The sequence below is a fragment of the Jiulongibacter sediminis genome (assembly GCF_001306455.1).
GTDB lineage: Bacteria > Bacteroidota > Bacteroidia > Cytophagales > Spirosomataceae > Jiulongibacter > Jiulongibacter sediminis.
The window spans coordinates 197,363-222,456 of sequence record NZ_LGTQ01000015.1 but is presented as its reverse complement, the minus strand read 5'-3'; the positions used below and the strand labels follow the sequence as shown (position 1 = coordinate 222,456).

Here is a 25,094-nt window from a genome sequence, read left to right as displayed (position 1 = left end):
CGCGATCGGCTTCGATTCCTGTCGGGGCTACAACCAAATAAGCTAAATTATTGTTTATCAATTATTTAGTATAGGAATTTTGTTAATGGTAACAGTAAGTGTAACAGTGAATATAATTTCTTAAATTTTGGAGTCAACCGAACTGTCAATTTAAGAAAACTACAGCCTCTACCCTAAGTAGAAATTAATTTAAGGCTCAACTGTTTTAGTTGCGGCTTGATAAAAGTGAAATGAAATTTAAATCTGTGGTATTACCTTGGGTACTACCATTGGAACTACAGCTGTAATTTATCAACTTCTTAAGCCGCATGAGGCATAATAGCTTCCGGTACATTGGTGTCCACCCTATTGCTCATAATTCCATCAAGAGCTCTGTATGCGATCAGGCTTTCGTCATCCGGGTAACTGTCCATCAATCTTGCCATTTCGTCTTGGGTGAGGTCATCATGTAGCCAAATGTCTCTGATATCCGGGTCATCAATGATTAATGGCATCCGTTTGCCATCGTTGTGAATTTCAGATAATAGTGGACTTGCATCTGTTGTTAAAATTGAAACAGTTCCATTGCAATAGATTCCGCCCAATGTTAATAGTGGTTCTATTTTGCTTTTGATATACCAGCTTTCCGTCTTTTGTACTTTACTCGCTGGACCTTCTAAACCTGCAACTCCACGATCTCTTGGCTCAAAGAAACCAGATACAATAACCAAACATCTGTTTTTCCAATAAGACCGGTATGAGGGTTTCCCAAACAGCTCATCATTTCTTGCATTGAGTGTGTTTGCTTTCCACGTCTTCGGGTCTTTTACCCAATGTGGCATTAACCCCCATTTGTACATGTCAATGACTGACTCTCCCTCTTCTGGCCTAATAACCGGAATATGAGGCTTAGTAAAACCATTCAGATGATAAGATACTTTGTAAAGGTCATTATTGTAGTCCCTGTTATATCCCGGAATGTCAAAGTAATCTACAAAATCATCAAACAAAGGAGTGGTTTCAGAGATATGGTAACACATGAGCTATTATGTTATGTTTTCAAATTGAAATTAAGGCATTGATCAGTAATTTTCAAATAGTCTTGGTAGTCAAGCCTTTACTCGGATAACATCACTGAGCCTTGTGGTGTAGTACGGGGATAGCTTCTCCTGTCTCATTTTGAAGGTTCGCCCTTGGTTTTGACTGGCCAGTTTGACCTTTTTCATGCCTAGTCTTGCATTCAGTCCGTCAATTACTTGCATAGCTGGTTGATGAATCGGATTTGTGTTGCCGAAGAGGCAAACCTGTTTGTTTTGTTCAGGAGTCAGATTCATAACCATTACCCCGGCCTTTTTGTACTCATATCCTTCTCTGTAGATTTTTCTTAGACCCATTTCAGCGAACTCAGCTAGTTCAATACTTGAGTTTGAAGGAAAGGGCAATTGCATGGTCAGGTTGTTTCTGTACTGTGGTAAATCCCTCCTGAACGGATTTGTCAATACAAAAACCATCATCGTATTACAGCATGAGTTTTGATTTCTTAGTTTCTCAGCACAGGTTACGGCAAATGTTGAAACCCTTTCTCGGATAAGTCCGAAGTCCTTGATGTTCTTTTCAAAACTACGGGTGACTGCAATGTTTTGCTTTGGCTGAATTTCTTCCATGGATAAACATGGGATTCCTTGAAGCTCCTTTTGAAGCCTTAACCCAACAATACTCATTGTATTCTTCACCCATGATGAGTTCATTTCGCTGAAGTCATAAGCTGTATGAATCGCTAGATTTTTGAGCCTCTTTTCGTGTTGAGCCCCAATCCCCCAAACATCACCAACCTTGAGCCATTTTAAGGCTTTTATCCTCTTCTCTTCCGAGTCAATACAGTACACATTTCCAGACAGACCCGGATACTTTTTTGCGACTTTATTAGCAACTTTTGCAAGGGCTTTTGTAGGAGCGAAACCTATGCTAATGGGTATGCCTGTGCCTTTGGTAACCTTCTCTCTGATTTCACTACCATAGGTAGAAAGGTCATATTTCTCAAAACCTTTGAAGTGCAGAAAAGCCTCGTCAATACTGTATATTTCAATTTCAGGAGCAAACTCTCCAAGCATGGACATTACCCTATTGCTCATGTCACCATACAAGGCATAATTACTGGAAAACACATGAACCTTATTTTGAAGAAAGGTCTGTTCAAACTCAAAAGCAGGTGCTCCCATTGGAATTCCAATGGCCTTTGCCTCATCACTTCTGGCGATCACACATCCGTCGTTATTGCTGAGTACTACAATCGGTTTTCCATTTAGTTCGGGCCTGAATAACCGTTCACAGCTGGCATAGAAGTTATTGCAATCAATAAGTGCGTACATGTTTTTGAATCGAGTAGGTGAGAATGCCCCAGATTTGGAAATCATTTTCTTTAGTGACCTTGATGGGTTTGAACAATGGGTTTTGGGGCATCAACCAAATTACGTCTTTCTCTATCTTTAGTTTCTTCAGTGTAAACTCTCCATCCAAAAAGCAGACAGCGATATTCCCATCCTTGGCAGGCAGAGATTTATCAATGATCAGAATGTCCTTATCAGAGATACCAGCACCAATCATTGACTCTCCGTTTGTTATTGCTACAAATGTTGTTGAAGGATTCTTTATCAACTCAGCATTGAGATCAATCTTGTTTTCCAGAAAGTCTGTAGCCGGGGAAGGGAATCCGGCATTGACAGGACTACCAACCAGTGGTAAAAGCAAAGCTTCACTTTCATCCAGGGCATAGATACAGACCTCCCGCCCTTGTATTATATTATTCATAAATTCACTCTTTTGCTCAAAAGTATTGAGCGGCGTTGAGTCTCTCCAAGGATGATTTTCAATTGCTAATACCTTCCGCAGAAATGGCACTGCTGAGGAGATCACTTTTATAGCCCTTTTGGTTAATCACGATAAAGGTTAACCAAACAACAATTCCATAAGTGTTTCATTATCTAATATTTGATATAGAAAATAACGCAATTTGGCCAAGGGGTGTTGACAGCTGGATTTTGATTTCAGAGCTTTGTGATCATAAATGTTTCGCCTCAACTATGATTACACATGACAAGCAAAGCCATCCCCTTTTCACCCTTTCAATAGGGCAATTTGAATCTTTGATGAAGGATTTAATCGATGAATCAGCTTCACGATCCAAGAAGTTTGATTCCGACCCTAAAAACGAAGAAGCGGAATATATGAATGGCAGGAAAGCTGCGGTATATCTGAATATATCAGTTCCAACTTTAACGAAGCTTAGTAGGGAAAAGAAGATACCCGTATACCGTATTTCAGAGAGTCGGGTTCTATATGCCAAAAGTGACCTGGATGCTTTTGTAAGGTCGTCGAAAGAGCTTTAAAACTATTTTAAATAACTTCTAAGTGCTTATAAGCACTTAATCTACTTTTAAATATCCACAGAAATATGAGACGACATCAAAACTGCCTGGTTTGTAAAAAGGAACTAACCGGACGAAGTGATCAAAAGTATTGTTCCAAAAAGTGTAGGGATACAAAGAACAATGAAAACTACCTAAATCGTAATACCGTACTACGCAAACGTATTACCGAGATCAAGCAAAACAAGAAATTACTCGATGAAATGTACCGTTTGATTGGAGAAAAACCTGTACCCGCAAACCTTTTCCCTGATCATCTATTTAAAGAGAGCTACACAGGAACAACGAAAGATGGAAACATTCATATTGCAGAATTTGAAATTCGAGCTTTAAACAATGGCATGTTACAAATCCATAAACATAAACTACAATGAAAAGAATGAGTATTACAGAATGGTATGACGCTAAAATACCTCAAGCCATACAGGTTAGAAAAACGTACTACCCGAACTACGACTACCGGCAATATGTCCAAAAGAAGTCACGTACGAATTGCTTTTGGATGTTATCAACTTTTGCGTTGCTGGGTATATTAATCATAGTACTTTGGGATAAGGTGGAATCGCTTATTCGGAAGGTGGTAGTACGCTGGTATGACCCTGGTACTACCGAAAATAAAACAACTTTGAAAAAGGATGGCTTGGGCAACAATCACATAACCAATAGAAAACCGACACTTTAGATTCGCATCTTCAAAAAATGACTCTCTGGAATCAATCCATGTACTACCATCGGCATTACGGCAGTCATCAACTGTACTACCGTCTGGGATGATTCTATACAGCTTTCATTCTTATGCCTAAATCGATCTTTGTTGAGATGAGAACCTTGCAACCAGAATTGGCTACCTTACTGGAATACTTTGGTTATACAACGGTAATATCATAAGAATTTCTAGAAATCTACATCAATTTTTGCAGAGAAAGCTTTATTAGAAAATACTATGTTGACTTCTGAAGTCACTAAATTTCGAAAGGAGACTACTCCTAGTCAAACAAGATAAAGCCTTGATTCAGGATGGCAAATCAAAACTTCACGTCAAAATATATTACAAAAATATTGAGAATTCAACATTTATTCTTCTGTATTTTTGCTTTAAAGTCACTTGAATGAAAAGAAAATACCGAATCGTAAAATATATCATCTACAAGGAAACTCTGATAAATCATAGAGAGCATCTATGGACTTTCTTAGGAGGTTTCATTGGTATTGGCCTGGTGGGATTACTAAGCGATTTACTTTTTTTAAATCAAGACACTCTCTTTCTAATTGGTTCTTTCGGAGCAACAGCTGTGCTTCTTTACGGACTAATAAACAGCCCCCTCGCTCAGCCTCGGAATCTGGTAGGCGGCCACTTGTTAAGTGCTTTTGTGGGTGTTACAATACAGAAAATAATCCCGGGAGAGATAATTTGGCTGGAAGCCGCAATTGCCGTATCCACAGCCATTGTTATAATGCAGATAACAAAAACTCTTCATCCACCAGGCGGTGCTACTGCACTGATAGCCATTATAGGCTCTGAAAAAATCAAATCGTTAGGTTATTGGTACGTCCTTAATCCCGTGTTTTCAGGCGTTATGATTCTATTGGGCGTTGCTCTTCTGTTTAATAACATAACAACACATCGCAGCTACCCCGTAAACCAGAATTGGTTCAAAGTATGGAAAAGGAAATATTACTAAATCACAATTTTGAAAGTTAACATTCTATACTTTAATCTCTTTTTAGGTTCAAGATAAATATCCAAGTGCCGTAAAAGAAATACCTTTCCAACAGCGGAGAACGGGCGATCGCGATCTTTTAAAATGCTTTAAAACACGTGCATACTTCCAAATTCTTCAACTCCCGCCATACTGAGCTAGAAGTAACCTTAAAACGTTTTAGACGAACTGTGCCTCTATTAGGGTAGTTGTATTTTGCTGGTTATTAATACTTTAGGATTCACGAAAATGAAATTATGAGCATAAAAGGTTGGTCCGAAGCTACACTTCCTTAATTCATGTACGTTAGAAAAACGTACTAAGCAAACTATGACTACCTTACAATATGTCCAAAAGAAGTCCCGTACGAATAGCTTCTGGATGTTTACAACTGTTGCGTTGTTGAGCGTTTTAATCGTAGTACTTTGGGATATGGTAGAAGCATTTATTCAGAAGATGGTAGTACGCTCGCTTGACTCAGGTACTACCGAAAATGAGACAACTTTAAAAGATGAAGGTTTGGACGAGATGGGCATAACTAATAGGTAACCAACTCTTTATAACCATTCCTCCATAGAGCAACCCTAGGTAATACCATGAGGTACTACGGTAGTCATGAACGGTATTACGCTCTTGGCTTACTTTAAATCGACTTCTTCTTTATTCAATTGGCCTTTATTGAGTTGGAATCAGCGTAGTCAAATTTGACTACAGTTTTGTACTACAGCGGTAGGACCGCTGGTAATACCTTGAAAATTGTTAAGAATATAATCCCCCTTAGCGGAGAAAAATAAAGTTGATTCTTAAAACTAGTTCTGATAATGATGAGAGTGTAATCCTTGATCTGACCTTGACCCTAATTTGACAAATTTGAAGGAGTTAATGATATTATCTTCACCAATGAGGGGAACTAGTATCTTCCAAAATATAAACTTATAAGCATTTGATTAAATGATACTTAAGAGCTAACATAAAAGGTTTAGACGAGTATTTTTCGGAAAATTATTTTGCCTTATGTGTTAAAGATTTCCAAAAAATTGTAACACAGCAATTTCTAAGATAACATGGTCAGATTGACGTTAAAAGATTTTTAGCAATTATCCTTGATAATTTAGTTTCCCTATAAACTTTGGAGGTACTCATCTAAGTCCCTCTGGGAGTAAACTTTTCTTCCTTCTGAAACCTGATAAGCATTAAATCGACTTCTGATTTTTCTAAAAGTGGGAGGAGTGATTTTTAGATACTTACAAGCTTCAGTCTGATTCAGGTATTTGGATTTCTCTTTGTTCTTGGATGGGGATGAACTTTGCACTTCTCTTACCGATATTTGAATTAACTCTTTTAATTCACTAAGCTCAATATTCAACAAATGTATCTCTTTCATGGCACTTTCTATTTGCCATAAAACAAGAGAATTGATATTGTAAGGGAGTCCGTTTTGTACTTTTTTGTACTTTTTTTCACCTTTTTTATACCCTTACTCCATTTGGCAATGATCTATCATTTATGAAAATCCTCCGAAAAACAAGATTGAAAAAAGTACCTTTGACCCTTGTTTCAATACGGTTGTGATAGTAACCCAACTATAAGCTGATTTAATCAGAAAACCCTTATTTATGATAATACCTATTAAATAACTCCATATTACAAGAGTCATTTTAACTTTCATCTTACGAATTGCTTTCAAATGAAAAGAAGGAGTACTACCGACCGGTGCTAGTGTTTATTCTGTTGGCTATCCGATTTCAAGTACAAACGACTGAATTGATGTACCTTGTCAATTAATTCCCTTACTGTTTTAACCGGTAAGTAACTCTTTCTCTATACAGAATTTAGAAAGCTTAAACGTGAAGGGATAATCTTCCTGATTTTTATAAGCTTTTACATGCCTGCCGTAACAAAAGACCGGGCCGCAGGCGAGATCGCTTAACCTACCGAATTTACCATACCTAATTATAATTGACGGTTTAAACTTTTTTGTGAATCATAACAGGCTTATGGGTTACCACAGGCTTGATGTTTACCTGATCAACACTTCTGGCCGGTAAATCCACTAAATACCGATACATATTCATACAAGTCGTACTTTGATCCCCAAAGGCTTACCTTTGAATCACAAAACAGAGCGAGGAGGAGACTTCTTCTTTCCTTACTTTTTTACAGGGCTCCATCTACGGCAACAGCCCAGAAGAAAAACGGCGTCATGGGTGTGCTTAAAGGCTCTCTCACCACCGAGCCTCTGGCCTATGCTACCCTACTTCTGTAAAAGCAAAATTCTGCCAATATGTGACGGGAGAAGTTTCTGATGATAAAGGAATTTTCAGCTTTGAGGGCCTCAATCAGGACAAATACTTCATAGCTTTTAGAGGAGGTAGGTTATAAAACCAAATACATCTAGGTTTCTTGCCAGAATCTGGCAGAGGGACTTGATCTAGCGGCTATCAGTCTGGTAGCTGCTGGAGTCTGTCACCATCACCGGTCTTAAACCGAATGTGATAGCAACACTGGAAATGCAGTAGGCGAAATTACCGTGTGGGGCTCCAAAGGTTTTTTGATACTCGTAAATGACAAACCCACCCAGATAGATGCCGCCACCATCCTGAGCCAGATACCAGTCAATACCATCGAAAAAATTGAGATGATCACCGCCCCTTCTGACCGTTACGATGCCGATGGCAAAGCGGGAATCATCAATATTGTCACTAAAAAAGGAAGCATAGACGGGATTTCACTCAGCACCAACCTGCAGTATGGCCTCCCTCGCATCAAAGAGTATTTTAACGCCGAAGAGCCTCAACGCTACGGTGCCGATGTTTCTTTAAACTACCGGAAAAACAAGCTGGATCTGGGTCTGGCACTCAACTATCTCCGAAACGATATTGCTGGTCGAAGAGTGGGCGATGTCAATACCACCATTGGTGATATTTTTACAAGTTTCCCCAGCGAGGGCGAACGCAGCCTTAAACGGGAAAACTACGGTTTCAGGGCTCCGGCTACCTATTACCTCAACGATAAAAATGAGCTGAACGCCGGAGCCTATCTGGGCCACCGCGACCAGTACCGCCTCGCAGATATTTATTACAACAACACCAAAACCGATCTGAACAATAATACGGTAATTGGTCAAAGTCAGTATTTTAACTCCAATCTGGTATTAAAAAGCGGCACATTTAAGGTGTTTAACCTGGACTACCTACATCGTTTTGACGAAACCTCCAGCCTGAGTCTCTCTGCTCTCTACGAAAACGCCCTGATAGAAGGCTGGACCAAAAACCGAAATCTGACTATTGACAATTTCAATGATACGCTGCAATACACGCTCAATAACGGATACAACCCCTTAAAGGCCTTTCGGGCAAAAATCGATTACGAAAAAACGGTAGTGCATGGTAAGCTGTCTGTCGGTTATCAGTTAAGAAATCAGCTGCAGGATAGGGCGTTTGATTACTTGGAAAAAGAGGAAAATGACGAGGCTTTTGTTGTGTATCCAGAGTTTACAGGGTCAATTTCAGTGCTTAACCGCATTCATGGACTATATCCCCAATATGCCGGGCAGGTAAATAAACTGAAGTTTTCAGGTAGGCTACGTTTCGAAAATGCCTATCGTAGGTTTAGTGATGACCGGGGTGGCGAGCCTTTTGAACTGCCGCTTTCAAACCTGTTTCCCTCCGCAAGTTTACGTTACAACTTTAGCGACACCTGGGCTTTAAAAGCAGCATACAGTAGACGGGTGCAGCGGTCAACCAATAACGAATTAAACCCCTACCCGGAGCGTGAACATAGCGAAACGCTGGAACAGGGTGATCCCCGCATTCGCCCCGAGTTTATCGGTCTGTATGAGGTGGGTTTAAGTAAAGATTTCAAAAAGGCAACCTTTTACTGGAACATCTACCACCAGAACATCCAGGATATTGTAAACCGGGTAAACAGTGTGTACAATGACACCATCCTGAACCGCATTTATACCAATGCGGGCAGGGCCAAACTGACTGGATCAGACCTTGGAGCTACCCTTTCCCCGATCAAAAACCTGAAGGCGTTTCTTGGAGGAAACATCTACAATCTGGAGATACGAGGATTTTTGTTTGAAAATGCGTTGGAAGTGAGTAGTAGGGGCTGGGTGTACGCGGTCTACTCCAACATCAGCTATCAGATCACAACAAAAGCCAGTTTAACCTGAGTTATCTGTCAAAAAGAAATAAGGCACAGGGAGAAGTCTCTCGGTTTTACCAGCCCAATATTTCCATTAAAAAGGGCTTTCTTGATAACCGCCTGAGTGCTTCACTGCTTTGGCAGAATATATCTTTTTGACTGAAGGGTGTAAACGAAAAACGAGTTACCACTGAGGCAGGGATTTTTACACCACCACCAATTACATACAGGAAACCAATATTTTACTACTAAACCTAAGCTACAATTTCAATAAACGTGACAAAGCGACCAGGCTGCCCGCCAGTGAGTTTGGGGAGAAGGAGTTTTAGGAATTGCTTTTTTCTTCTGAAACATAGGTATGAAATATGAGGGAGAGACCAAACTAAACCCCCAGGGTAAGCTGTCAGACCTCAAACTCCCAGCCCTTCAAAAAGTAACACTGCAAAACATACCCATCACCGAAGGACCGTTTAAAAGGTACTAAATTGATTGATTATTCCTGTGCAGAGCCTTTTTATTCCTGCTTGGTTAATATAAAATAAAACCACTCATCACTGAATACCCAATCTCACCTTAAACCCCCCAAAACGCTAAAAGCTCCAGCTCAAAGTCAGATCAAATGACCTTCCTGGTGCGTAAAGCTGACCTGTTCCCAGGGCACGGCTCAGATGCTCGTAATAGGTTGTATTCAGGAGATTATTTGCCGCTGCCCTTACCCGTACATTTTTGAGAATGTGGTAACCCGCAGATATGCTGAAAAGATCGAATCTGGGAGTAACCATCTCGCCATAATTGACATCAATACGGTCTTGCTTCCAAACATGGCGGTAATGAGTGGCTACCTGTAGTTTATTTTCAATCAAGCTGAGCCTAAGCGAGTACCGCAGGTCTGCCGGGGCGGTTTCCGGCAGGGGAACGTCTTCTGTAACGTTTTGAGCATTGGTGTAGGCAAAAGCCAGTTCATGGCTAAGCCAGGCAGTAAGAGAATGCTCTATACGGGTTTCAATTCCTTTTTTCACGGCTTTGTTAATATTCACAAACCGACGAACTCCAGGACTGTTTGCAATTCTTGGGGTGAGCTCAGGGTCGATACGGGAATTGATATAGTTCTGGATGTAAGAGTAAAAAACATCTGCACTTACCGTGATTCTTTTGCTTTTGTATTCCAGTGTCAGATCCGCCTGATTATTCGTTTCTGGTTTCAGTCCGGGGTCTCCCACCAGTTCGTAAGAATCTCTGCCGATGGCAAAAAAGTTTATATACCGTTCAGAAAGCCCCGGTGCCCGCAGTGCCCGGGCAGCCCACAGACCAATCGTAAATCCCTTAGGCAGATTATACAATCCACCGGCAGACAGGCTGGCAATGGGTTTAAAGCCCGATTGACTAACTGTGACATTGGCAAATTCAGGACTGGTATTCCGGATGGCCCCTTCGTTAAGCTCCATTCTTCCAGAGAACACCAATCGCAGGAAATCGCGATTAATCTGGTATTCTGAAAAGAGACTATAACGACGAATACTGCTATTTTGCCAGGGGTCATCCGTCATTGACCTACCCATATTGGGACCCATCAGAAAAGTACGTGTTCGCAGGCCTCTGGCATATTCAGTACGGTGATCAACACCTGTAAAAAGAGCATTTTTCCCAAAGAGCATTTTAGCCTCTGATCTAAACCCGTAATTCTGTGTGAAGGCATCGGTGCTGGCATCCATCATTCGGGGAGTCAGGTTTTTCAGCAGATTATCCATCAGGTGGTTTACCTCAGAGTAGTAGGCAGTGGTTTGCACAGACTTCAGAGCAGAGCCCTTGAACAGAATACGGTGCTCGGCATTATACATGCGGGTGTCGTCATTGCGGAGGTCCATCATCAAAGCCGCAAAATCTGTGTTTTTGGCCAGGTTTCGTAAAGCAGAAAGTTTGAGTGTCTGGGTCTTCCCTAATTTCAGTCCCAGATTACCTCCATAGCTGGCCCGGTTAAAATCTGCCTGAATTACGTTTCCATTTCCAGCTTTGTAATCATTTCCTTTTGACCAGGAACCAAACAACTCCAGAAGATGATTTTTCCCGCTGTTTCCTATCATGGCTTCAGAGCGAGCGGCGTTCAGGTTGGTTTCATACGAAAGCGATGCCCGGCCATAGATTTCATTTTCAGTATGGAATGCAAGCGGAGCAGAAACGAAATTGATAGTTGCTCCCAGGCCATTGCCATATCTCAACGCATATGGCCCTTTAATGATCTCAATTTTATCGGTCATATTCGGGGCCACCTGTGAGGTAGGCGGATCCATGCGGTTTGGGCAGGCGGCAGTGGCTCCCTGAGCTCCATTCATGACCACATTAATCTGGTCATATTTAAAGCCTCGGAGAACTGGGTCAAAGCCATAGCCCCCACTTTTCCGGATTCCGGCAATGGCCGGATCAGCACTAAGCAGAGAGCCGGCATCATGAGCCAGTTTATCCTGGTGTTCCAGTTTGTGGCTTTGAACCTCGTCCTTTTTGGGCCGTAAAGCTATGACAGAAGAAGGGAAAAGCTCGCGGGTTTGACTGGGCCTGTAAAACGTGCCACCCTTTTGAATTTCATCGGTTTGCAGGCACCATTGACCGTAGTTAAGGTGGCTCAGGCATAGGTTTTGCCCTGGTTGCCCCGTGAGGTTAATCCGGCCCTCGGCATCAGCATGACCTTGCCTGCCGGCGTATTGATAGGTGGCAAAGGCAATAGGCTCTCCGGTTTCGGTATCTTTTAGTTGAATTTGCTGTGAAAAGGCCACAGCACTGCTAAACAGAAGGGCAAATAATAGCCCTGCCGTTATCTGGGTATGATTTTTCATTTTGAGAAGGAATTTGAATGACTAAAAAAAAGATGTTTTTTAGCCAAAGGCAGGTGGATGAAAATACTCACCATAAACCTCAAAATGATAGGTAGAATGAAAAGCCGGAAACTGCACCTGTTTACGAAAAACCGGCCAGAGTGTAAACTCAAAAAAGGTCTCCTTTTGAATACTTTCTACCGTCAGGAGTGAATTCAAAAGCCTGAGCGACTCTTTTTCGCTTTCTTTTTCCTGACTTTCCTTTATCTTTTGTGCCAGGTAGCATTTACCATCGCAGTGAAGGGCCGGTTTGTCTTTATTGACACAGTATTTCTCAATTATAAACTCTTTTCTAAACTCATATTTGAGATAAAGCAAAGGAGTGAAAAGTACTTTCATTGAAAATACAATCAGTGATATTATTGAAAATAACCTTTTCACTCCCGTGTTTTTTAGCGAATAATTATTGCGGAATAATGACTTTATCTACCACATGAACCCAGCCATTTGAGGCTTTTACCGAGCCCAGTATTTTGGCTCCGTCTACCAGAACCTCGTCACCATTTACTGTGAAAGTGACGTTAGTACCATCCACCATCCCCATGGTCTGTCCATCCTGGAAAAAGTCTGCGGATAATGCAGAGGTCATGACATGGTGCTGAAGGATATTTTCAAGCTGAGACTTATTCTCCGGTTGCAGCAGGCTTTCCACAGTTCCATGTGGGAGTGCATCAAAGGCCGCATTGGTAGGAGCAAAAACAGTAAATGGCCCCGCATTTGCCAGAGATGTAGTGAGGTCTGCAGCTTTAATGGCCGTAACAAGCGTGGTATGGTCTGGTGAACCAACAGCGACTTTAACCACATCGGGGTCAGAGACATCATCCTGAACCGCCTCCTGACCACCCACCTGGGTAGTAGAAGCAGCCGAGGTAGAGCTTTCAGAAGAGCCGGAGTTTTGGCAGGAATAAAAACCGACCGCAAGTGCAAGGGTAATAACTAAGGTTTTCATTTTATATCAGGTTTTGTTTACAAATCTTTTCGGATAAAAATCTTTAGAGCTGCCAGAACCGGCCATATAAACCAGAGTAGCAGGGCCACCAGGGCGAAGAATAAGCCATAAGTAGAGCCAAAGAAATCTTTAAATAGAGCCCCTGTAAGACCTAGAATGGCAGAGACATCCATTTCTACCAACACCAGAATTCGGGCTAGGTCAATCGGGTTTAAAAAGGCAAAGCCCATGGTGGCAAAATCCAGAGGGTAATCGCTGAATATCAGATAAATGAGCAACACCAGACCGTCATAAAGCAGAGCAAAGAAAAACCACAATGCCAGGGTAATGCCAATACCTTTGGCTTTATCTGCTGTTAGCATCACCGCCAGAAATGAAAGGGAAACAAATACCAGACTGAGCAGGGTGCCGGTCAAAATAAGTCGTAAACCTGCCTCACCACCCCCATAAGCCATTACCGGTAGTCCCACACCTATCAAAAAGGCCAGAATCATCGATAGAGCAATACCGAGATATTGACTCAGAAAAATACTTCTTCTGCCAATGGGCTGGGTAGCCAGCAATTCAGTAAACTCAGTGGCATTGTATAGGTAAATGGTAGGAAACACCAGACATACCAGAGGTACCACAATAAGATTAAGACTAAGCAGGCTCAGAACAGCCTTTTCAGGATTAATTTCAAAGCCGAAAAATGCCCAGCTGAGAATTGCCAGCAGTACCGTATAGCCGATGACAAAGCGGTTTTTAAGGATATCAATCAGAATATATTTAAGAATCTTTATCATGATACAAGGGTTTTTTGAACACGGAAATTGAACCGGAGACGAAGCATCAAAACGGCCATGACAAGTACAAAGCCCAGGAAGGCAAGCCCGCTGAAAAGGCCCGACCATTTTCTGACCACAGGTATTTGATACATATCAGCCATAATTCGGCACAGATTTGAAAGGTTTAAGAGAACCAGAGCCACATACATAGCATTGTGAAAGGGCTTGCCCTGAACACCAAGAATCGCCGGGAAAATGATAGGGCCATGAGCCAGAATCATGTTTAGAATAAACCCGGCAAAAAAGCTGTGCACTACCGCATCATAATGCCAGGGGCTTTTTGAGGGGAGAGCACTTAACAGTGCAAAAAGTAAGAGCCAAACGTATCCGGCCGTAAGACTTACTCCCAGATATTTATAAAAGCCACGTTTTGGGTAAACAACTTTGATAAGATCATTTTTCAATAGCCAAAGGGCCACAGCAGCAAAGCCCAAAGAAGCGGGTAAGGCAGAAAAAAAGTGATATAATGCCGTGCCGACCACGGCTACGCCGGCGGCAATATAAAGTATCCAAAACTGACGTCTGCTCACCGGCAAAAAGCTGCTGAGATGTAGACGCTCACCAATAATGGTAAAAAGGAAAGATAAGAACCAGGCAGCCATGGCCATTGGGTAAGAGTATAACCAGTAAAAAACACCGAGGGCCAGCAGCTGAAACAGAGCCCCAATTACCAGAAAGAGGTTTCCTTTATGATTGTGATTCAGGTAGATACTGATAGAAATGAGCAGATACCCCAATGCTCCTGTCAACAGTAAAATCAGGGCTGCTGAGGGTTCACCCAGAAGGAAAGTCGGCAGTGAGAGACCCATAAGAAGTGGAGCCGCCCAGGCAATTTTTTTCTTAAATGCGACCACACGTTCCAGGCTGATGAGTGTACCCAGAAAACCGCCGGTCATAAAGATACCGTGATACATTGCCAGATGTGAGACCGCGAGCGGACCATTCCACCCGATTCTGAAGAGGCCGGCCAGAATTCCCAAAACAGCAGTCAGCAGGGCTAAAGGCAATATGATAAAAACAAGGTTTTTCATGCCACTTGCAGTATATCAGAGGAGGTCATTTCTTTTTTTTTCATCAAAATAGCTATCACCCGACTGAGGTTATTCTGACCGTAGTCAGCTTTCAAATCAGTGATTGAACGATCTACATGAACGCGACCATCCTGCAGATACACCAGTCGCTCTGTGAGTTCTTCCAGATCAGAAAGAATGTGCGAGGTGATGAGCAATAGTTTTCCTTTGGTGTTTTCCAGCCTGATTTTATTTTTCAGTATCTCGCAGGCCAGAGGATCCAGACCGGCCGTGGGTTCATCCAGCACCAGCACCGGCGGGTTAAAGTAAAAGGCCAGAGCTGCCGCCACTTTTTGTTTGGTACCACCACTCAGGCTTGACAGGTACTTATCCTTGATGGTTTCGAGTTCAAATGCCTCGTATAGATCCAGATCGTACTGACCGTTTGCCTGACGAATCTCCTTCATCATGTCAAAAAGCTGGGAAATCCGCAGGTTTGAAGGAAACTTACTGATCTGCGGCATATATCCGATTTGTGAACGGTAATCAGAGGTTTTTGACACATCTTCATCATTCATCAGCAGACGGCCTTCATCCGGTAGAACCATGCCTAGAAGAATCTTCAGCAAGGTGGTTTTACCACTACCATTTGGTCCTACTATAGCCACTGCTTCTCCCCGGTTAAACCTCAGGTTTATGCCGTTTAGCACTTGTAATTTTCCGAAAGCCTTCGATATATTTTCAAAAGTGATCATACAATATTTGGGGTCATTTGTGGTGTTAAATCCTTGACATTTTCCGGGGTGAACGTGGGGAAAACCTTCTCAATTCTATCGAGTAGCGTGGCGGTCAAACTTCTGAAAAGCATCATCGCCTCGGGAATTCTTCCCACCAGTCTTGAAAAGAGGCTTACCGGCCGGAAGGCGTAATCTCCGAAACCGTCCTTATCAAGGTCGTAGCCGTCGTATTTGTCCCAGAAATTACTGTTAAACGCATAGTTAACGGCGTTGCCATTGGTCTCAATGTCAAAGCTATTGTTAAGAAAATCATTGTATTGGCAGATTACGTTTTCGCAGTTTGCTTGAATACGAATGGCTGTGCCGTTATTGCCGAAAACATTCTTTTCAAACCCGATGCGGTTGCAGCCTTCCATCACCACGCCTATGGTATTGTAGTCAAAGGTGTTCTGGCTGATGTGGCTGTCTGTGATATCTTTGAGAAGGATGCCGTAGGCGGCCCCTCCCCAGTTCCTGATAAATTTATTTCGGGTCATTTCTACGTTTCTGGAGTACATGACAGCTACTCCGGCTCCGTTATGTTCAAAAACGTTATCCCGATAGGCGTTTTGATGTGAAAACATGAAATGAAGCCCGTATCTCATATTGGCAAAGCTATTATTATGCTCTACCTGACTATTGGTGACAAACTCAAAATAGTATCCGTCACGATGGCCACTCACCCGGTTTTCGGTAATGAATAAGCTGTCACATTTCCAGGCATGAATTCCGTTTCCGGTATTCTGTTCATTCAAGGGGCTGCCTTCAATGATATTTCCGGTAGCCAGACATTGATTACTAGCCGAAAAGTAAATACCGAAAAATCCTTGTTTGATGATATTTTCAATGATCTGCACATTGCGGGCTTCCAGCACTTTTATAGCTGCCCAGTCAATGGTGCTGCTTGATCCTACATTTTGAACTGTAAGCCCTTTAATCAGTACATTATTGGCTTTTACGGTGATTATCTCACCTTTGTTTTGTCCGTCAAGAATAGCTCCCGGTTCTCCTATCAGTTCTATTGACGAAGTAATCTCGAGATGATTTATCAGATAAACACCCTTTTTGACTTTGATAATATCTCCATCCTTCGCCTCTTCGACTGCCTGCCTGAGTGCGGTAACATCCGTTACCGTCAGCTCTTTGGCCTGTACCACCATAACGGGCAGCAGAATGAAGAAGACGAGGTATTTCAAAACATTTCCCATAGCTCATTCCAGTTTAGTTCGGGCTCCTGAGCCCATTCTTCCGGGATTTTACTTTTAAAAGCTGCGGTATTGCCCTGCATAGGACTTCTTAGGTTTTCATGGTGTATGTAGCGGGCATTTGCAGCGTCAATCCACTGGTCGGTAGCATATTCATTAACCAGTACAAAGGCGTAGTCTTCCACCTGCTGCTCTTCCATTTTCATGTACTTTATCATACACGAGATATCGTCAAATTTGTAGGATCGCCCTTTGGTGTTGACCAGTTCAGCAGCAAAGCCGGGCTCCATGATGGTCATTTTACAAAATTGGCAGGGGTCTTTTGCATATTCCACTTGCTCAGGCGATACGGAACATTGCGTTAATACCACCCCCAGAAAAATCAAGCATATTCTTTTCATGACTTTCTGTATTTAAATTCATAAATCACGGTACCAATAAGAATGAGGCCTAATGCCACCACAATCCATCCGCCACTGGCAGGTACCGAGTAGGCTCCAAAATTCAGCAGCTCTTTGTAACCAATTACAGGTGGTTGATATGACATTCCGGGTACTTTAATGGCCGCGTCATCAGCCAGGTTATGGCCGTATTCGTATCCCCATTTATAGAAGTCTACCAAAGCTGCAATACCAAACGCAATAAGAAGAATGAGATAACTAAGCAGCCATTTACGGGTTCTGAAGAAGCTCACCAGAAGACCATAAGCAATGATACCACTCATGATCCAGGGCAGGATATCAAACTCGGGGAACATCTCTTCCTTAATATGAGCCATGCCTATGTAATGGTTGAGTCCGTTGATGATCTCTACCTGACCGCTCAGCTTGTCAAGCCAAATAAACATAGACAGGCCTTCAGGGTACTGTGGTGCCCATAGGTCAATTCTCCAGATAGGAAGAATATAGGTAAGAAGAAGTGCGAGGGTTCCGAGCAGTACCAGTAAGCCTGATATTTTACTTATCTTTTTCATGTGTTTGTTTCTTAATTATTTCAATGGTCACATGCGACCGTTACGGAGTAAGAGAATCACTTTGGAATCTGGATACTCCCCAGCGGCTTCATTGGAATAAGTATTTTTGGGGATAAAGGCGACGGCCTGTACACCGCCGCCTTTTTTAGAATTATTTGGCTTTGTTTTCGACCTGCGTCATGGCAGATTTACCTACATGCCAGGCCAGAGGCACATTGCTACCTGCTGGAGATACTCGGATATAACCTTGCATTTCCTGGTGGAGGGCAGAGCAGAAATCAGTACAATAGAACGGTACAATTCCCACTTTCTCAGGCACCCACTTCAGGGTGGCGGTTTCACCCGGCATTACCAGAATTTCAGCGTTATTAGCTTTTCTTATTGCAAAACCATGGGGTACGTCCCAGTCTTGCTCCAGGTTAGTAACATGGAAATACACCACATCACCCAGTTTTACCCCTTCAATATTATCCGGAGCAAAGTGCGAACGGCTTGATGTCATGTAAACGTGTACCTCTTTACCTTTACGCTCCACACGCGTTTCTTTCTCGCCTTTTGCTGCATACGGGTGTCCATTTTTCTCCAATTCATAGATTTTCTTAATGTTATCTTTAATCAGAGCTGCCGGAATAGCCTCTGCATAGTGCGGCTCACCGATGGTAGGGAAATCAAGCAGAAGTTTCATTTTATCACCGGAAATGTCATACAACTGAGCGGAGTGTGTAAGCTCAGGGCCTGTAGGCAGATACCTGTCTTTGGTGATTTTGTTATATGCGATCACATATTTACCATGAGGCTTGGTGGTCGGGCCTCCGGGTACGGAAAGGTGACCGATTGAATAGTATGTTGGCACGCGATCAAGCACTTCCAGATTTTCAATGTTCCACTTCACTATTTCGGATGATACAAACATGGAGGTGTACGCATTTCCATTGGCGTCAAACTCGGTATGAAGAGGTCCGAGACCTGGCTTCTGAAGTTCTCCGTATAGAGCGGCATCGTAGTTTACTACCGGAATACCTTCAAACTCACCGTCAAAATTTTTGTCTTTGATAGCTTTCTGCAATTTCTCAAAACTAAATACCGGAACCACCGCTGCCAGCTTACCAGAGCCGATGATATACTTTCCTGTTGGGTCCACATCACAGCCATGCGGCGATTTAGGACAAGGAATAAAGTACAACATATCCGGGCAGTCGGCCGGGTCAAGCGTCATTACCTCATTGATTATCTCTGAAGTAGCTGAGTGTGTTTCTTCATTCCAGTAATTATGAGCGTGCTTTCCGGGAGCCATTTTGCCCTTTCCGGCAGCAAGGTACTCTTCAGCTTTTTTCCAGTTAATGGCCAGAATAAAGTCTTTATCTTTTTGGCTGGCGTTTACCTCCAGCAGGGTATTGGCTTGCTCTGTATTGTATGAAGAGAAGAAAATCCAGTCTTTTGAAGGACCTTTTCCACCACGGGCCAGGTCATAGTCAATCCCAGGAGTTTTTAACTGAAACTTGATAGCCATTTTACCGGTCTCTTTGTCAATACTTACAAAAGAGAGGTACCCTTTAAAATTCTGTTTGTAGCTGTCAATAGGCACGTCACCTACGTTATCCGGCGGTACGGCAAAGCGGGTACCGGCTACGGCATATTCAGTATTAAACGTAATAAAAGGCGAACTGTGATTCCCGGCGGAATTAGGAAGCTCTATAATCTCCTCAGTTTTAAAGGTTGACAGGCTGATACGGGCTATCCGTGGTGTGTTATTACCATTGATAAAAGCCCATCGGCCATCGTGTTCTCCATTTGTAATAGACAGAGCCGGGTGGTGGGCATCATCCCAGGGTATAAAACCATTTGAGGTATTGAGCATTGGTTTTGTTTCTTCGCTATAGCCCCAGCCATTTTCACCGTTTTGAGAAAAAACAGGGATAATTTTCAGGGTTCTGCCAGATGGAAGACCTACAATTGAGACCTGGCCGTTAAAACCACCGGAAACAATATTATAGAACTCGTCATGCGTTCCCGGTGCTACATATACCTTCTGTGCGGCGTCACCGGCAATCAGATTGCCTCCAGCGGCTCCCTGACCAGAGGGCTTACAGCTAAATACACTGGCGGCGATTGCCAGCCCTAGTGTCCCTTCTAGAATATATTTGAATTTCATGATTTATTTTGTTTGAGTTAATAGTCTATTCTTCACCGTCATTTTTACGCATGAATTCCAGAATACTGCGGGCATCATCTGAAGTCACATTCTGGTTTGGCATACGTACGAGACATTCCTCCAGCATTTTCTGAGCTTCGGGGTCGCTTTCCAGCATCATGTCCACGTTGGTTATCATATTAATGATCCATTCAGGCTCTCTTTTTTGTGTTACACCGGCCCAGCCCGGGCCCACCAGCCGCTCTTCTGTGAGCCTGTGGCAGGAGGAACACTTCATATCGTAAATCCCTTCACCCGTTTCGACCATTGCGGCATCCAGCGGATTTGTCAATTCCACTGCACTTACTTCAGTGCCGTGTACTTCTTCCTGTTTTAATAGAACCGAATCGTCAGTTTCAGGGCTTTCTGCCCGCTGCTGAGCACCCCCACAGGCCATCAGTAGCATCGAAATTGGAATAATTAATTTTCTCATGATTGTCTATCTGTTTTATAGATTGTGGAAACAAATGTCGGTTTCAGCCTTTCCCGAATTCATGACTAGCCCAGTTTAGTGATATGAGAGATATCATAATAAAGAATAAAAGACCCTTTTATCTTTAATTAAAATTTAAATCAATAAAAATGAACATAGAAGAAACATTAGTAGGTGACTGGGTAAAGGAGCGACCTCTCAGCTCACAGATTTTCCAAAAACTCAATATAGATTACTGCTGCGGTGGTAAGCGTACTATAAAAGAAGCCTGCGAAACCTCAGGTATTGATAGCCATATGTTGGTAAATCAGCTGGCAGGCCTCGAAAGAAAGTCGGCCACAGTGCCGGGACTTGACTTTAACGCCATGAGCCTGTCATTTCTTTCAGACTATATATATGAAGTACATCACAAGTATTTGTATGAAAAGTTACCGGAAATTGATGGCCTTGTAAACAAGGTTACTGCTAAACATGGCGAAAAGTACAGCTGGCTGGCGGAGTTGTCACAGCTTTTCGCTGCCTTAAAAAATGATTTGGAAGGCCACCTGCCGAAAGAAGAAGAGATACTGTTTCCATATATTAAGGAAATGGAACAGAATAGTCTGAGTCACAGACCTCCTTTTCAGACCATACAAAACCCACTGGCAGTAATGAATGCAGAGCACGATGAGGCCGGCGAAATTCTGCACCGCCTGAGAGTGATTACCTCTGATTATACACCACCAGAGGATGCCTGCAACTCGCATCTGGCTATGCTTGCGATGCTTAAGGACCTGGATGATAACCTTATTCAGCACATTCATCTGGAAAACAATATCCTTTTTCCAAAGGCTGAAAAAATGGAAAGTGAGCAAATAGCTTTAATTTAAGGTCGAAATAGAAAGAAAGTAGAATGATTTCCAAAACCTGCGGATATGCCATACGGGCCATTGTTTTGCTCAACGAGCATCCCGGAGAGAAGCTGGGGGTAGTCCAGATTGCAGAGCAGCTGGGCATCCCCCAGCATTTTCTAAGTAAAGTTCTTAAGGATTTGGCAAAACATCAGCTCATTAGCTCAGTGAAAGGCCCTCATGGCGGGTATTTCAGTAACCAAACCACACCTAATGCCTCGCTTATTGATATTATTCATGTCATAGATGGACTGGGAGTGCTAAACAAATGCTTTCTGGGAAAAGACAGGTGTAGCCAAACTAACCCCTGCCCTTTGCACAATGAATTTGAAAAAAGTAGACAATACCTTTTTGAGGTCTTCAGAAATCGAACTATTAGCCAGCTGAATTTAAGCGATGCACATAATCTGATCTGAATTCCTGATTACTCAAGTTTCCCCGCGGACATCCGCAACGCTATCACCAAAGCCGAAAGTGCTGTAAGTGCACCTATACCAACTAGAGAGCTGTCAAGACCAAAGAAATCTGCCAAAAAACCGGTGAGAATAGCACCTACAGCATAACCTATATCACGCCAGAGTCTAAAAACACCCAGACTCTCTGCCCGTTGCTCAGGATGGGTGTAGTCTGCAATGGCGGCAAGGAATGTAGGATAGACCACTGCTGTACCAAGCCCTAATAGAATACTCAAAAGTGCGAATTGTACAAATGAGGCGGCAAATATCATTGTGATAATGGCAAAACCTTGAACCAGCATACCCCAAAAAAGCATTGATTTTTTTACCCAAATATCTGCGAGCTTACCTGTTATCAATTGGCCCAAGCCCCATACTATAGGATATATAGCTACTATGGTTCCAATCTCGGAAAGAGTAAATTTTTTGCTGGCTAAAAGAATTGGAAACAGTCCCCAAATCATCCCATCATTCAGATTATTGACCAACCCTGCCTGAGTAATAGAACCAAGGTTTGGGTTTGTCCAAGTGGTCTCACGAAATACATTTTTTAGTTTCTTGATTTGGCTTGCATTGATTTCAGAGTTGACATGATGAACGGTATCTTTTACAAGAAAATAGCTTGATAGGAGACCCAATACTACAAACCCGATTCCTAAATAAAACGGATATGGACGAAGCCCATATTCTGATGCCATCCAGCCGGTAAGAAAGGCCACGATACCAACGGCTAAATACCCGGCTGATTCATTGATACCCATCGCAAGACCTCTATTTTTATCGCCCACCAAATCAATCTTCATTACTACTGTACTGGACCATGTGAGTCCTTGATTGATTCCCAATAAAATATTAGCTGCAATTATCCAATTCCAATTTGTAGCATAGATTAGGATAAGTGGAACAGGAAGCCCGACTAACCAACCAATAACTAATAAGTTCTTTCGCCCAATCCTATTGGCAAAAGCACCAGTGTAATAGTTGGTAATGGCTTTGGATATTCCGAATACCACAATAAAGGAAAGGATAGCAGATTTGGCAGCTATGCCAAAATCGGCTTCTGCAATCTGTGGCAGAATGGTTCGTTCCAAGCCTATCATGCCGCCAACAAAGCCATTGATAATGACTAGTAATGTGAATTGCTTCCAATTTTCTCTCAAACCTAATTCAACCATAAAGACCTTTTGTCAATAAGGCAAAGTACAGGTTTTCATTAGGCGATTCCTTTTACAAATGTTAAATAATCAGGGCGTTGCAGCTCGGATTCTACTGAGGCTGACTTGTGTTATGCCAAGAAATGAGGCGATGTATTTAAGGGGGATTTTTCTGACAACTTCGGGAGAATGTTGTAACAACAAATTATATCTTTCTACAGCTGAATTGAATTGCAGGCTTTCCAATCTGTTGACAGTGTCCACATAAGAACGTTCCACAATTTTTCTAAAAAGCCGCTCGATATCATGAAAGCGGTCAAAAAGAAGGAAAAGTTGCTCAGCCGGAATAGCAATGAAAATCGTATCATTAATTGCTTGTATGGCCTTATGACTTGGCATTGAAGCAAAGAGACTTTCAGCTCTGATTATCAAGTCGTTTTCAAAGGCAAAGAACTCGGTCACCTCTTTACCATCTTTGTAATAATAGATTCTTGCAGTCCCCTCTTTAACGAAATAAATGGTTTTGCACGTTTGGCCAATTGATTGAAGGTCTTTATTCTTGTTTATTCGAACGGTAGTACAAAGGCCAGCTATTGCGTTTTTTGCCTCTAAGCCAAGCGGCTGAATACCATTTAAGTGTTCAAGAAACTGATATACAGATTCGTTGTTTCTCATGATAAAAGGATTTTTTAACAACAGTGATCAGTACAACTTAAGGATTTTGTCCTCACCTTTTCAAAAGCTTCTTTGCCTTCTTTGAAAGCATATCAGGCAATGCCAAGGCTTCCTAATGCATCTACATAAGGAATCTTGAATAAAGCGTACAGAGCACTGGAGCCAAGTAAAATGAAGGATAAGTAAAAACACGTTTTGGTACAATTGGCGTCAGAGATGATTGGTTCGCTATTTAAGGCTTGACCTACTTTTAATTTTTGTCTGTACAAAATGTACATGGTTAGAATTGAAATCAATGAAATAATGATACCTACAAGGGTAGATTCAGGTTTGGCCTGATACATGACAGATAGTATTGCACCCAAAATGAGCCCTGCCACTAAAAGATAAAAAGCTGAGCCGGTTATTTTCAAAGCTGTAATCTCAAACTGATCCCGGTTTTCCACCGGATGTTTTTTCATCCTGAAAATCATATGAGCAATGCCAATACCGGAAAGTACTTCCACAAAACTATCTACTCCAAATCCAAATAGAGCTAAGGTTTCATCGGAGGCACCATAAAAAGTAGAAATTACGCCTTCAGCGAGATTATAAATGATGGTTATTGCTGCTAAAAAAAGAGCTATATTTTGATTTTTTAAGGTATTATTTGTCACAATGGAACTCAATTTTTGATAAATCAAAGTTCTTAAATTTTGGTGCCATTTGTAAGCGGATATAGTTTTATAGTTAGGCTATGTAATTTTCAAATAACCTATTTGTTATCTCGATTATGATTCTTAAATTTAGTCAAAGTTGTGTGGATTTAGTAGCGGGAAAGGCTCTGGCGTATTGAACCGAGCCTTTCTTTTTATAAGAACCACAAATTACTCTTCCCAAATTCGGGTATTTCTGAGCCTTCGAAATTGGAGAATATTTCAACAACCATTTCAGGGTACTTGATATTAACTGATAGATTCTGTTGATCGACGAATTGGCAGTTTCACAAGTAAAAGATAGCTATTGTGTGTATGTGTTGTGTGTTCCATTTACATTAGGTGTATTATTAAAAAGCAGAAACTTCCCATAACCTAAGGAGTAGATGTGCCGCTCCTATACTTTAATTCCGACTATTTTATTCAACTTCACACCTTGCATAGTGTTTGTTATTTCTCGTTTTCTTTTAAAAATAAATCTAGGTCATTCTTCAGATATACCTTCCGCCCCTCTGAAACCTGATAAGCTTTAAACCGGCTTCTGATTTTTCTAAACGTTGGAGGAGAGATTTTTAAATACTCACAAGCTTCTTTTTGGTTCAGGATTTTCGATTTTCCGGCATCCTCAGAAGAAGTGGAACTCAACACTTCTCGTACTGATGATTGAATTAATTCTTTAAGTTCACTAAGCTCTATATTCAATAACTGTATCTCTTTCATGGCATTCTAATTTGCCAT

The 25,094-nt window shown here is 42.0% G+C and carries 26 protein-coding genes and 1 pseudogene; 8 read left to right on the top strand and 19 right to left on the bottom strand.

Annotation, left to right across the window (positions count from 1 at the left end; genetic code table 11):
- Positions 1 to 299: 299 nt before the first annotated feature.
- From AFM12_RS18805 to AFM12_RS18795, 3 genes are all read right to left on the bottom strand, one after another.
- Positions 300 to 1,019: an SOS response-associated peptidase gene (locus tag AFM12_RS18805; protein ID WP_055151774.1), complete on the bottom strand. Its 720-nt coding sequence runs from the start codon at positions 1,017 to 1,019 to the stop codon at positions 300 to 302.
- Between the two features lie 69 nt (positions 1,020 to 1,088).
- A complete protein-coding gene (locus tag AFM12_RS18800; RefSeq protein WP_055151771.1) occupies positions 1,089 to 2,348 on the bottom strand; it encodes a Y-family DNA polymerase in 1,260 nt (419 codons plus the stop codon).
- Complete coding sequence (locus AFM12_RS18795; RefSeq protein WP_055151768.1) at positions 2,332 to 2,787, bottom strand: LexA family protein; 456 nt, start codon at positions 2,785 to 2,787, stop codon at positions 2,332 to 2,334. The genes AFM12_RS18800 and AFM12_RS18795 overlap by 17 nt, the downstream gene beginning before the upstream one ends.
- Positions 2,788 to 3,059: 272 nt before the next feature.
- On the opposite strand from AFM12_RS18795, the gene AFM12_RS20075 reads away from it, so the two are divergent.
- The 5 genes from AFM12_RS20075 (at position 3,060) to AFM12_RS18770 (ending at position 5,653) form a co-directional block, all read left to right on the top strand.
- The gene (locus AFM12_RS20075; protein ID WP_055151765.1) at positions 3,060 to 3,365 is read left to right on the top strand and encodes a helix-turn-helix domain-containing protein; all 306 of its coding nucleotides are present in this window, start codon (positions 3,060 to 3,062) and stop codon (positions 3,363 to 3,365) included.
- Positions 3,366 to 3,430: 65 nt separating this feature from the next.
- Positions 3,431 to 3,778, top strand: coding sequence for a DNA gyrase inhibitor YacG (locus tag AFM12_RS18785; RefSeq protein ID WP_055151762.1), 348 nt, complete (start codon positions 3,431 to 3,433; stop codon positions 3,776 to 3,778).
- Positions 3,775 to 4,086 carry a hypothetical protein gene (locus AFM12_RS18780; RefSeq protein WP_055151759.1) on the top strand — a complete coding sequence of 104 codons (312 nt, stop codon included), beginning with the start codon at positions 3,775 to 3,777 and terminating at the stop codon, positions 4,084 to 4,086. The genes AFM12_RS18785 and AFM12_RS18780 overlap by 4 nt, the downstream gene beginning before the upstream one ends.
- A gap of 427 nt (positions 4,087 to 4,513) precedes the next feature.
- Entirely contained in the window at positions 4,514 to 5,086 is a 573-nt protein-coding gene (locus AFM12_RS18775) for an HPP family protein (protein ID WP_055151756.1), read from the top strand.
- Between the two features lie 420 nt (positions 5,087 to 5,506).
- The gene (locus tag AFM12_RS18770) at positions 5,507 to 5,653 is read left to right on the top strand and encodes a hypothetical protein (RefSeq protein ID WP_157687486.1); all 147 of its coding nucleotides are present in this window, start codon (positions 5,507 to 5,509) and stop codon (positions 5,651 to 5,653) included.
- 571 nt (positions 5,654 to 6,224) lie between these two features.
- Here AFM12_RS18770 and AFM12_RS18765 read toward each other — a convergent pair.
- Positions 6,225 to 6,488, bottom strand: a complete 264-nt coding sequence (locus AFM12_RS18765; protein ID WP_055151750.1) for a helix-turn-helix domain-containing protein — start codon at positions 6,486 to 6,488, stop codon at positions 6,225 to 6,227.
- A gap of 1,254 nt (positions 6,489 to 7,742) precedes the next feature.
- On the opposite strand from AFM12_RS18765, the pseudogene AFM12_RS18760 reads away from it, so the two are divergent.
- Positions 7,743 to 9,415 (top strand): annotated as a pseudogene (locus tag AFM12_RS18760) (TonB-dependent receptor domain-containing protein).
- A 431-nt stretch (positions 9,416 to 9,846) separates the two neighbouring features.
- Here the strand turns inward: AFM12_RS18760 and AFM12_RS18755 are convergent.
- From AFM12_RS18755 to AFM12_RS18705, 11 genes are all read right to left on the bottom strand, one after another.
- A complete protein-coding gene (locus AFM12_RS18755; RefSeq protein WP_055151744.1) occupies positions 9,847 to 12,084 on the bottom strand; it encodes a TonB-dependent receptor domain-containing protein in 2,238 nt (745 codons plus the stop codon).
- Positions 12,085 to 12,123: 39 nt separating this feature from the next.
- Positions 12,124 to 12,462: a hypothetical protein gene (locus AFM12_RS18750; protein ID WP_055151741.1), complete on the bottom strand. Its 339-nt coding sequence runs from the start codon at positions 12,460 to 12,462 to the stop codon at positions 12,124 to 12,126.
- A gap of 64 nt (positions 12,463 to 12,526) precedes the next feature.
- Positions 12,527 to 13,072 carry a fasciclin domain-containing protein gene (locus AFM12_RS18745; RefSeq protein WP_055151738.1) on the bottom strand — a complete coding sequence of 182 codons (546 nt, stop codon included), beginning with the start codon at positions 13,070 to 13,072 and terminating at the stop codon, positions 12,527 to 12,529.
- A gap of 17 nt (positions 13,073 to 13,089) precedes the next feature.
- Positions 13,090 to 13,857, bottom strand: a complete 768-nt coding sequence (locus AFM12_RS18740) for an ABC transporter permease subunit (RefSeq protein ID WP_055151735.1) — start codon at positions 13,855 to 13,857, stop codon at positions 13,090 to 13,092.
- Positions 13,854 to 14,930 carry a DUF8744 domain-containing protein gene (locus tag AFM12_RS18735; RefSeq protein ID WP_055151732.1) on the bottom strand — a complete coding sequence of 359 codons (1,077 nt, stop codon included), beginning with the start codon at positions 14,928 to 14,930 and terminating at the stop codon, positions 13,854 to 13,856. Before AFM12_RS18735 ends, AFM12_RS18740 begins: the two co-directional genes overlap by 4 nt.
- Complete coding sequence (locus tag AFM12_RS18730; RefSeq protein ID WP_055151730.1) at positions 14,927 to 15,664, bottom strand: ABC transporter ATP-binding protein; 738 nt, start codon at positions 15,662 to 15,664, stop codon at positions 14,927 to 14,929. The genes AFM12_RS18735 and AFM12_RS18730 overlap by 4 nt, the downstream gene beginning before the upstream one ends.
- Positions 15,661 to 16,893, bottom strand: coding sequence for a nitrous oxide reductase family maturation protein NosD (gene nosD, locus AFM12_RS18725; RefSeq protein ID WP_055151727.1), 1,233 nt, complete (start codon positions 16,891 to 16,893; stop codon positions 15,661 to 15,663). The genes AFM12_RS18730 and nosD overlap by 4 nt, the downstream gene beginning before the upstream one ends.
- Positions 16,878 to 17,291: a nitrous oxide reductase accessory protein NosL gene (locus tag AFM12_RS19630; protein ID WP_095533244.1), complete on the bottom strand. Its 414-nt coding sequence runs from the start codon at positions 17,289 to 17,291 to the stop codon at positions 16,878 to 16,880. The genes nosD and AFM12_RS19630 overlap by 16 nt, the downstream gene beginning before the upstream one ends.
- Positions 17,288 to 17,863 (bottom strand): hypothetical protein, encoded by a 576-nt coding sequence (locus AFM12_RS19625; protein WP_055151721.1) that lies wholly within the window; start codon positions 17,861 to 17,863, stop codon positions 17,288 to 17,290. The genes AFM12_RS19630 and AFM12_RS19625 overlap by 4 nt, the downstream gene beginning before the upstream one ends.
- Positions 17,864 to 18,014: 151 nt before the next feature.
- Positions 18,015 to 20,015, bottom strand: coding sequence for a Sec-dependent nitrous-oxide reductase (nosZ, locus tag AFM12_RS18710; RefSeq protein WP_055151718.1), 2,001 nt, complete (start codon positions 20,013 to 20,015; stop codon positions 18,015 to 18,017).
- A gap of 25 nt (positions 20,016 to 20,040) precedes the next feature.
- Positions 20,041 to 20,487 carry a c-type cytochrome gene (locus tag AFM12_RS18705; protein ID WP_055151715.1) on the bottom strand — a complete coding sequence of 149 codons (447 nt, stop codon included), beginning with the start codon at positions 20,485 to 20,487 and terminating at the stop codon, positions 20,041 to 20,043.
- 149 nt (positions 20,488 to 20,636) lie between these two features.
- On the opposite strand from AFM12_RS18705, the gene ric reads away from it, so the two are divergent.
- Complete coding sequence (gene ric, locus AFM12_RS18700) at positions 20,637 to 21,356, top strand: iron-sulfur cluster repair di-iron protein (RefSeq protein WP_055151712.1); 720 nt, start codon at positions 20,637 to 20,639, stop codon at positions 21,354 to 21,356.
- 23 nt (positions 21,357 to 21,379) lie between these two features.
- Entirely contained in the window at positions 21,380 to 21,793 is a 414-nt protein-coding gene (locus tag AFM12_RS18695; protein WP_055151709.1) for an RrF2 family transcriptional regulator, read from the top strand.
- 8 nt (positions 21,794 to 21,801) lie between these two features.
- On the opposite strand, the gene AFM12_RS18690 is transcribed toward AFM12_RS18695, so the two are convergent.
- From AFM12_RS18690 to AFM12_RS18675, 4 genes are all read right to left on the bottom strand, one after another.
- Positions 21,802 to 23,007, bottom strand: a complete 1,206-nt coding sequence (locus AFM12_RS18690) for an MFS transporter (protein ID WP_055151706.1) — start codon at positions 23,005 to 23,007, stop codon at positions 21,802 to 21,804.
- Between the two features lie 69 nt (positions 23,008 to 23,076).
- Positions 23,077 to 23,661: a Crp/Fnr family transcriptional regulator gene (locus AFM12_RS18685; RefSeq protein ID WP_055151703.1), complete on the bottom strand. Its 585-nt coding sequence runs from the start codon at positions 23,659 to 23,661 to the stop codon at positions 23,077 to 23,079.
- 92 nt (positions 23,662 to 23,753) lie between these two features.
- Positions 23,754 to 24,344, bottom strand: coding sequence for a cation efflux transmembrane domain-containing protein (locus tag AFM12_RS18680; protein WP_157687483.1), 591 nt, complete (start codon positions 24,342 to 24,344; stop codon positions 23,754 to 23,756).
- Between the two features lie 462 nt (positions 24,345 to 24,806).
- Entirely contained in the window at positions 24,807 to 25,076 is a 270-nt protein-coding gene (locus AFM12_RS18675) for a helix-turn-helix domain-containing protein (protein WP_055151701.1), read from the bottom strand.
- Positions 25,077 to 25,094: the final 18 nt, after the last annotated feature.

What these genes read in the sequence shown, in the direction of transcription:
- AFM12_RS18750 (WP_055151741.1), bottom strand. Translation starts at nt 12,462, where the DNA reads ATGAAAGTACTTTTCACTCCTTTGCTTTATCTCAAATATGAGTTTAGA.
- AFM12_RS18805 (WP_055151774.1), bottom strand. Translation starts at nt 1,019, where the DNA reads ATGTGTTACCATATCTCTGAAACCACTCCTTTGTTTGATGATTTTGTA.
- AFM12_RS18795 (WP_055151768.1), bottom strand. Translation starts at nt 2,787, where the DNA reads ATGAATAATATAATACAAGGGCGGGAGGTCTGTATCTATGCCCTGGAT.
- AFM12_RS19625 (WP_055151721.1), bottom strand. Translation starts at nt 17,863, where the DNA reads ATGAAAAAGATAAGTAAAATATCAGGCTTACTGGTACTGCTCGGAACC.
- nosD (WP_055151727.1), bottom strand. Translation starts at nt 16,893, where the DNA reads ATGGGAAATGTTTTGAAATACCTCGTCTTCTTCATTCTGCTGCCCGTT.
- ric (WP_055151712.1), top strand. Translation starts at nt 20,637, where the DNA reads ATGAACATAGAAGAAACATTAGTAGGTGACTGGGTAAAGGAGCGACCT.
- AFM12_RS19630 (WP_095533244.1), bottom strand. Translation starts at nt 17,291, where the DNA reads ATGAAAAGAATATGCTTGATTTTTCTGGGGGTGGTATTAACGCAATGT.
- AFM12_RS18730 (WP_055151730.1), bottom strand. Translation starts at nt 15,664, where the DNA reads ATGATCACTTTTGAAAATATATCGAAGGCTTTCGGAAAATTACAAGTG.
- AFM12_RS18740 (WP_055151735.1), bottom strand. Translation starts at nt 13,857, where the DNA reads ATGATAAAGATTCTTAAATATATTCTGATTGATATCCTTAAAAACCGC.
- AFM12_RS18675 (WP_055151701.1), bottom strand. Translation starts at nt 25,076, where the DNA reads ATGAAAGAGATACAGTTATTGAATATAGAGCTTAGTGAACTTAAAGAA.
- AFM12_RS20075 (WP_055151765.1), top strand. Translation starts at nt 3,060, where the DNA reads ATGATTACACATGACAAGCAAAGCCATCCCCTTTTCACCCTTTCAATA.
- AFM12_RS18685 (WP_055151703.1), bottom strand. Translation starts at nt 23,661, where the DNA reads ATGAGAAACAACGAATCTGTATATCAGTTTCTTGAACACTTAAATGGT.
- nosZ (WP_055151718.1), bottom strand. Translation starts at nt 20,015, where the DNA reads ATGAAATTCAAATATATTCTAGAAGGGACACTAGGGCTGGCAATCGCC.
- AFM12_RS18800 (WP_055151771.1), bottom strand. Translation starts at nt 2,348, where the DNA reads ATGTACGCACTTATTGATTGCAATAACTTCTATGCCAGCTGTGAACGG.
- AFM12_RS18755 (WP_055151744.1), bottom strand. Translation starts at nt 12,084, where the DNA reads ATGAAAAATCATACCCAGATAACGGCAGGGCTATTATTTGCCCTTCTG.
- AFM12_RS18745 (WP_055151738.1), bottom strand. Translation starts at nt 13,072, where the DNA reads ATGAAAACCTTAGTTATTACCCTTGCACTTGCGGTCGGTTTTTATTCC.
- AFM12_RS18775 (WP_055151756.1), top strand. Translation starts at nt 4,514, where the DNA reads ATGAAAAGAAAATACCGAATCGTAAAATATATCATCTACAAGGAAACT.
- AFM12_RS18780 (WP_055151759.1), top strand. Translation starts at nt 3,775, where the DNA reads ATGAAAAGAATGAGTATTACAGAATGGTATGACGCTAAAATACCTCAA.
- AFM12_RS18735 (WP_055151732.1), bottom strand. Translation starts at nt 14,930, where the DNA reads ATGAAAAACCTTGTTTTTATCATATTGCCTTTAGCCCTGCTGACTGCT.
- AFM12_RS18695 (WP_055151709.1), top strand. Translation starts at nt 21,380, where the DNA reads ATGATTTCCAAAACCTGCGGATATGCCATACGGGCCATTGTTTTGCTC.
- AFM12_RS18690 (WP_055151706.1), bottom strand. Translation starts at nt 23,007, where the DNA reads ATGGTTGAATTAGGTTTGAGAGAAAATTGGAAGCAATTCACATTACTA.
- AFM12_RS18785 (WP_055151762.1), top strand. Translation starts at nt 3,431, where the DNA reads ATGAGACGACATCAAAACTGCCTGGTTTGTAAAAAGGAACTAACCGGA.
- AFM12_RS18705 (WP_055151715.1), bottom strand. Translation starts at nt 20,487, where the DNA reads ATGAGAAAATTAATTATTCCAATTTCGATGCTACTGATGGCCTGTGGG.
- AFM12_RS18765 (WP_055151750.1), bottom strand. Translation starts at nt 6,488, where the DNA reads ATGAAAGAGATACATTTGTTGAATATTGAGCTTAGTGAATTAAAAGAG.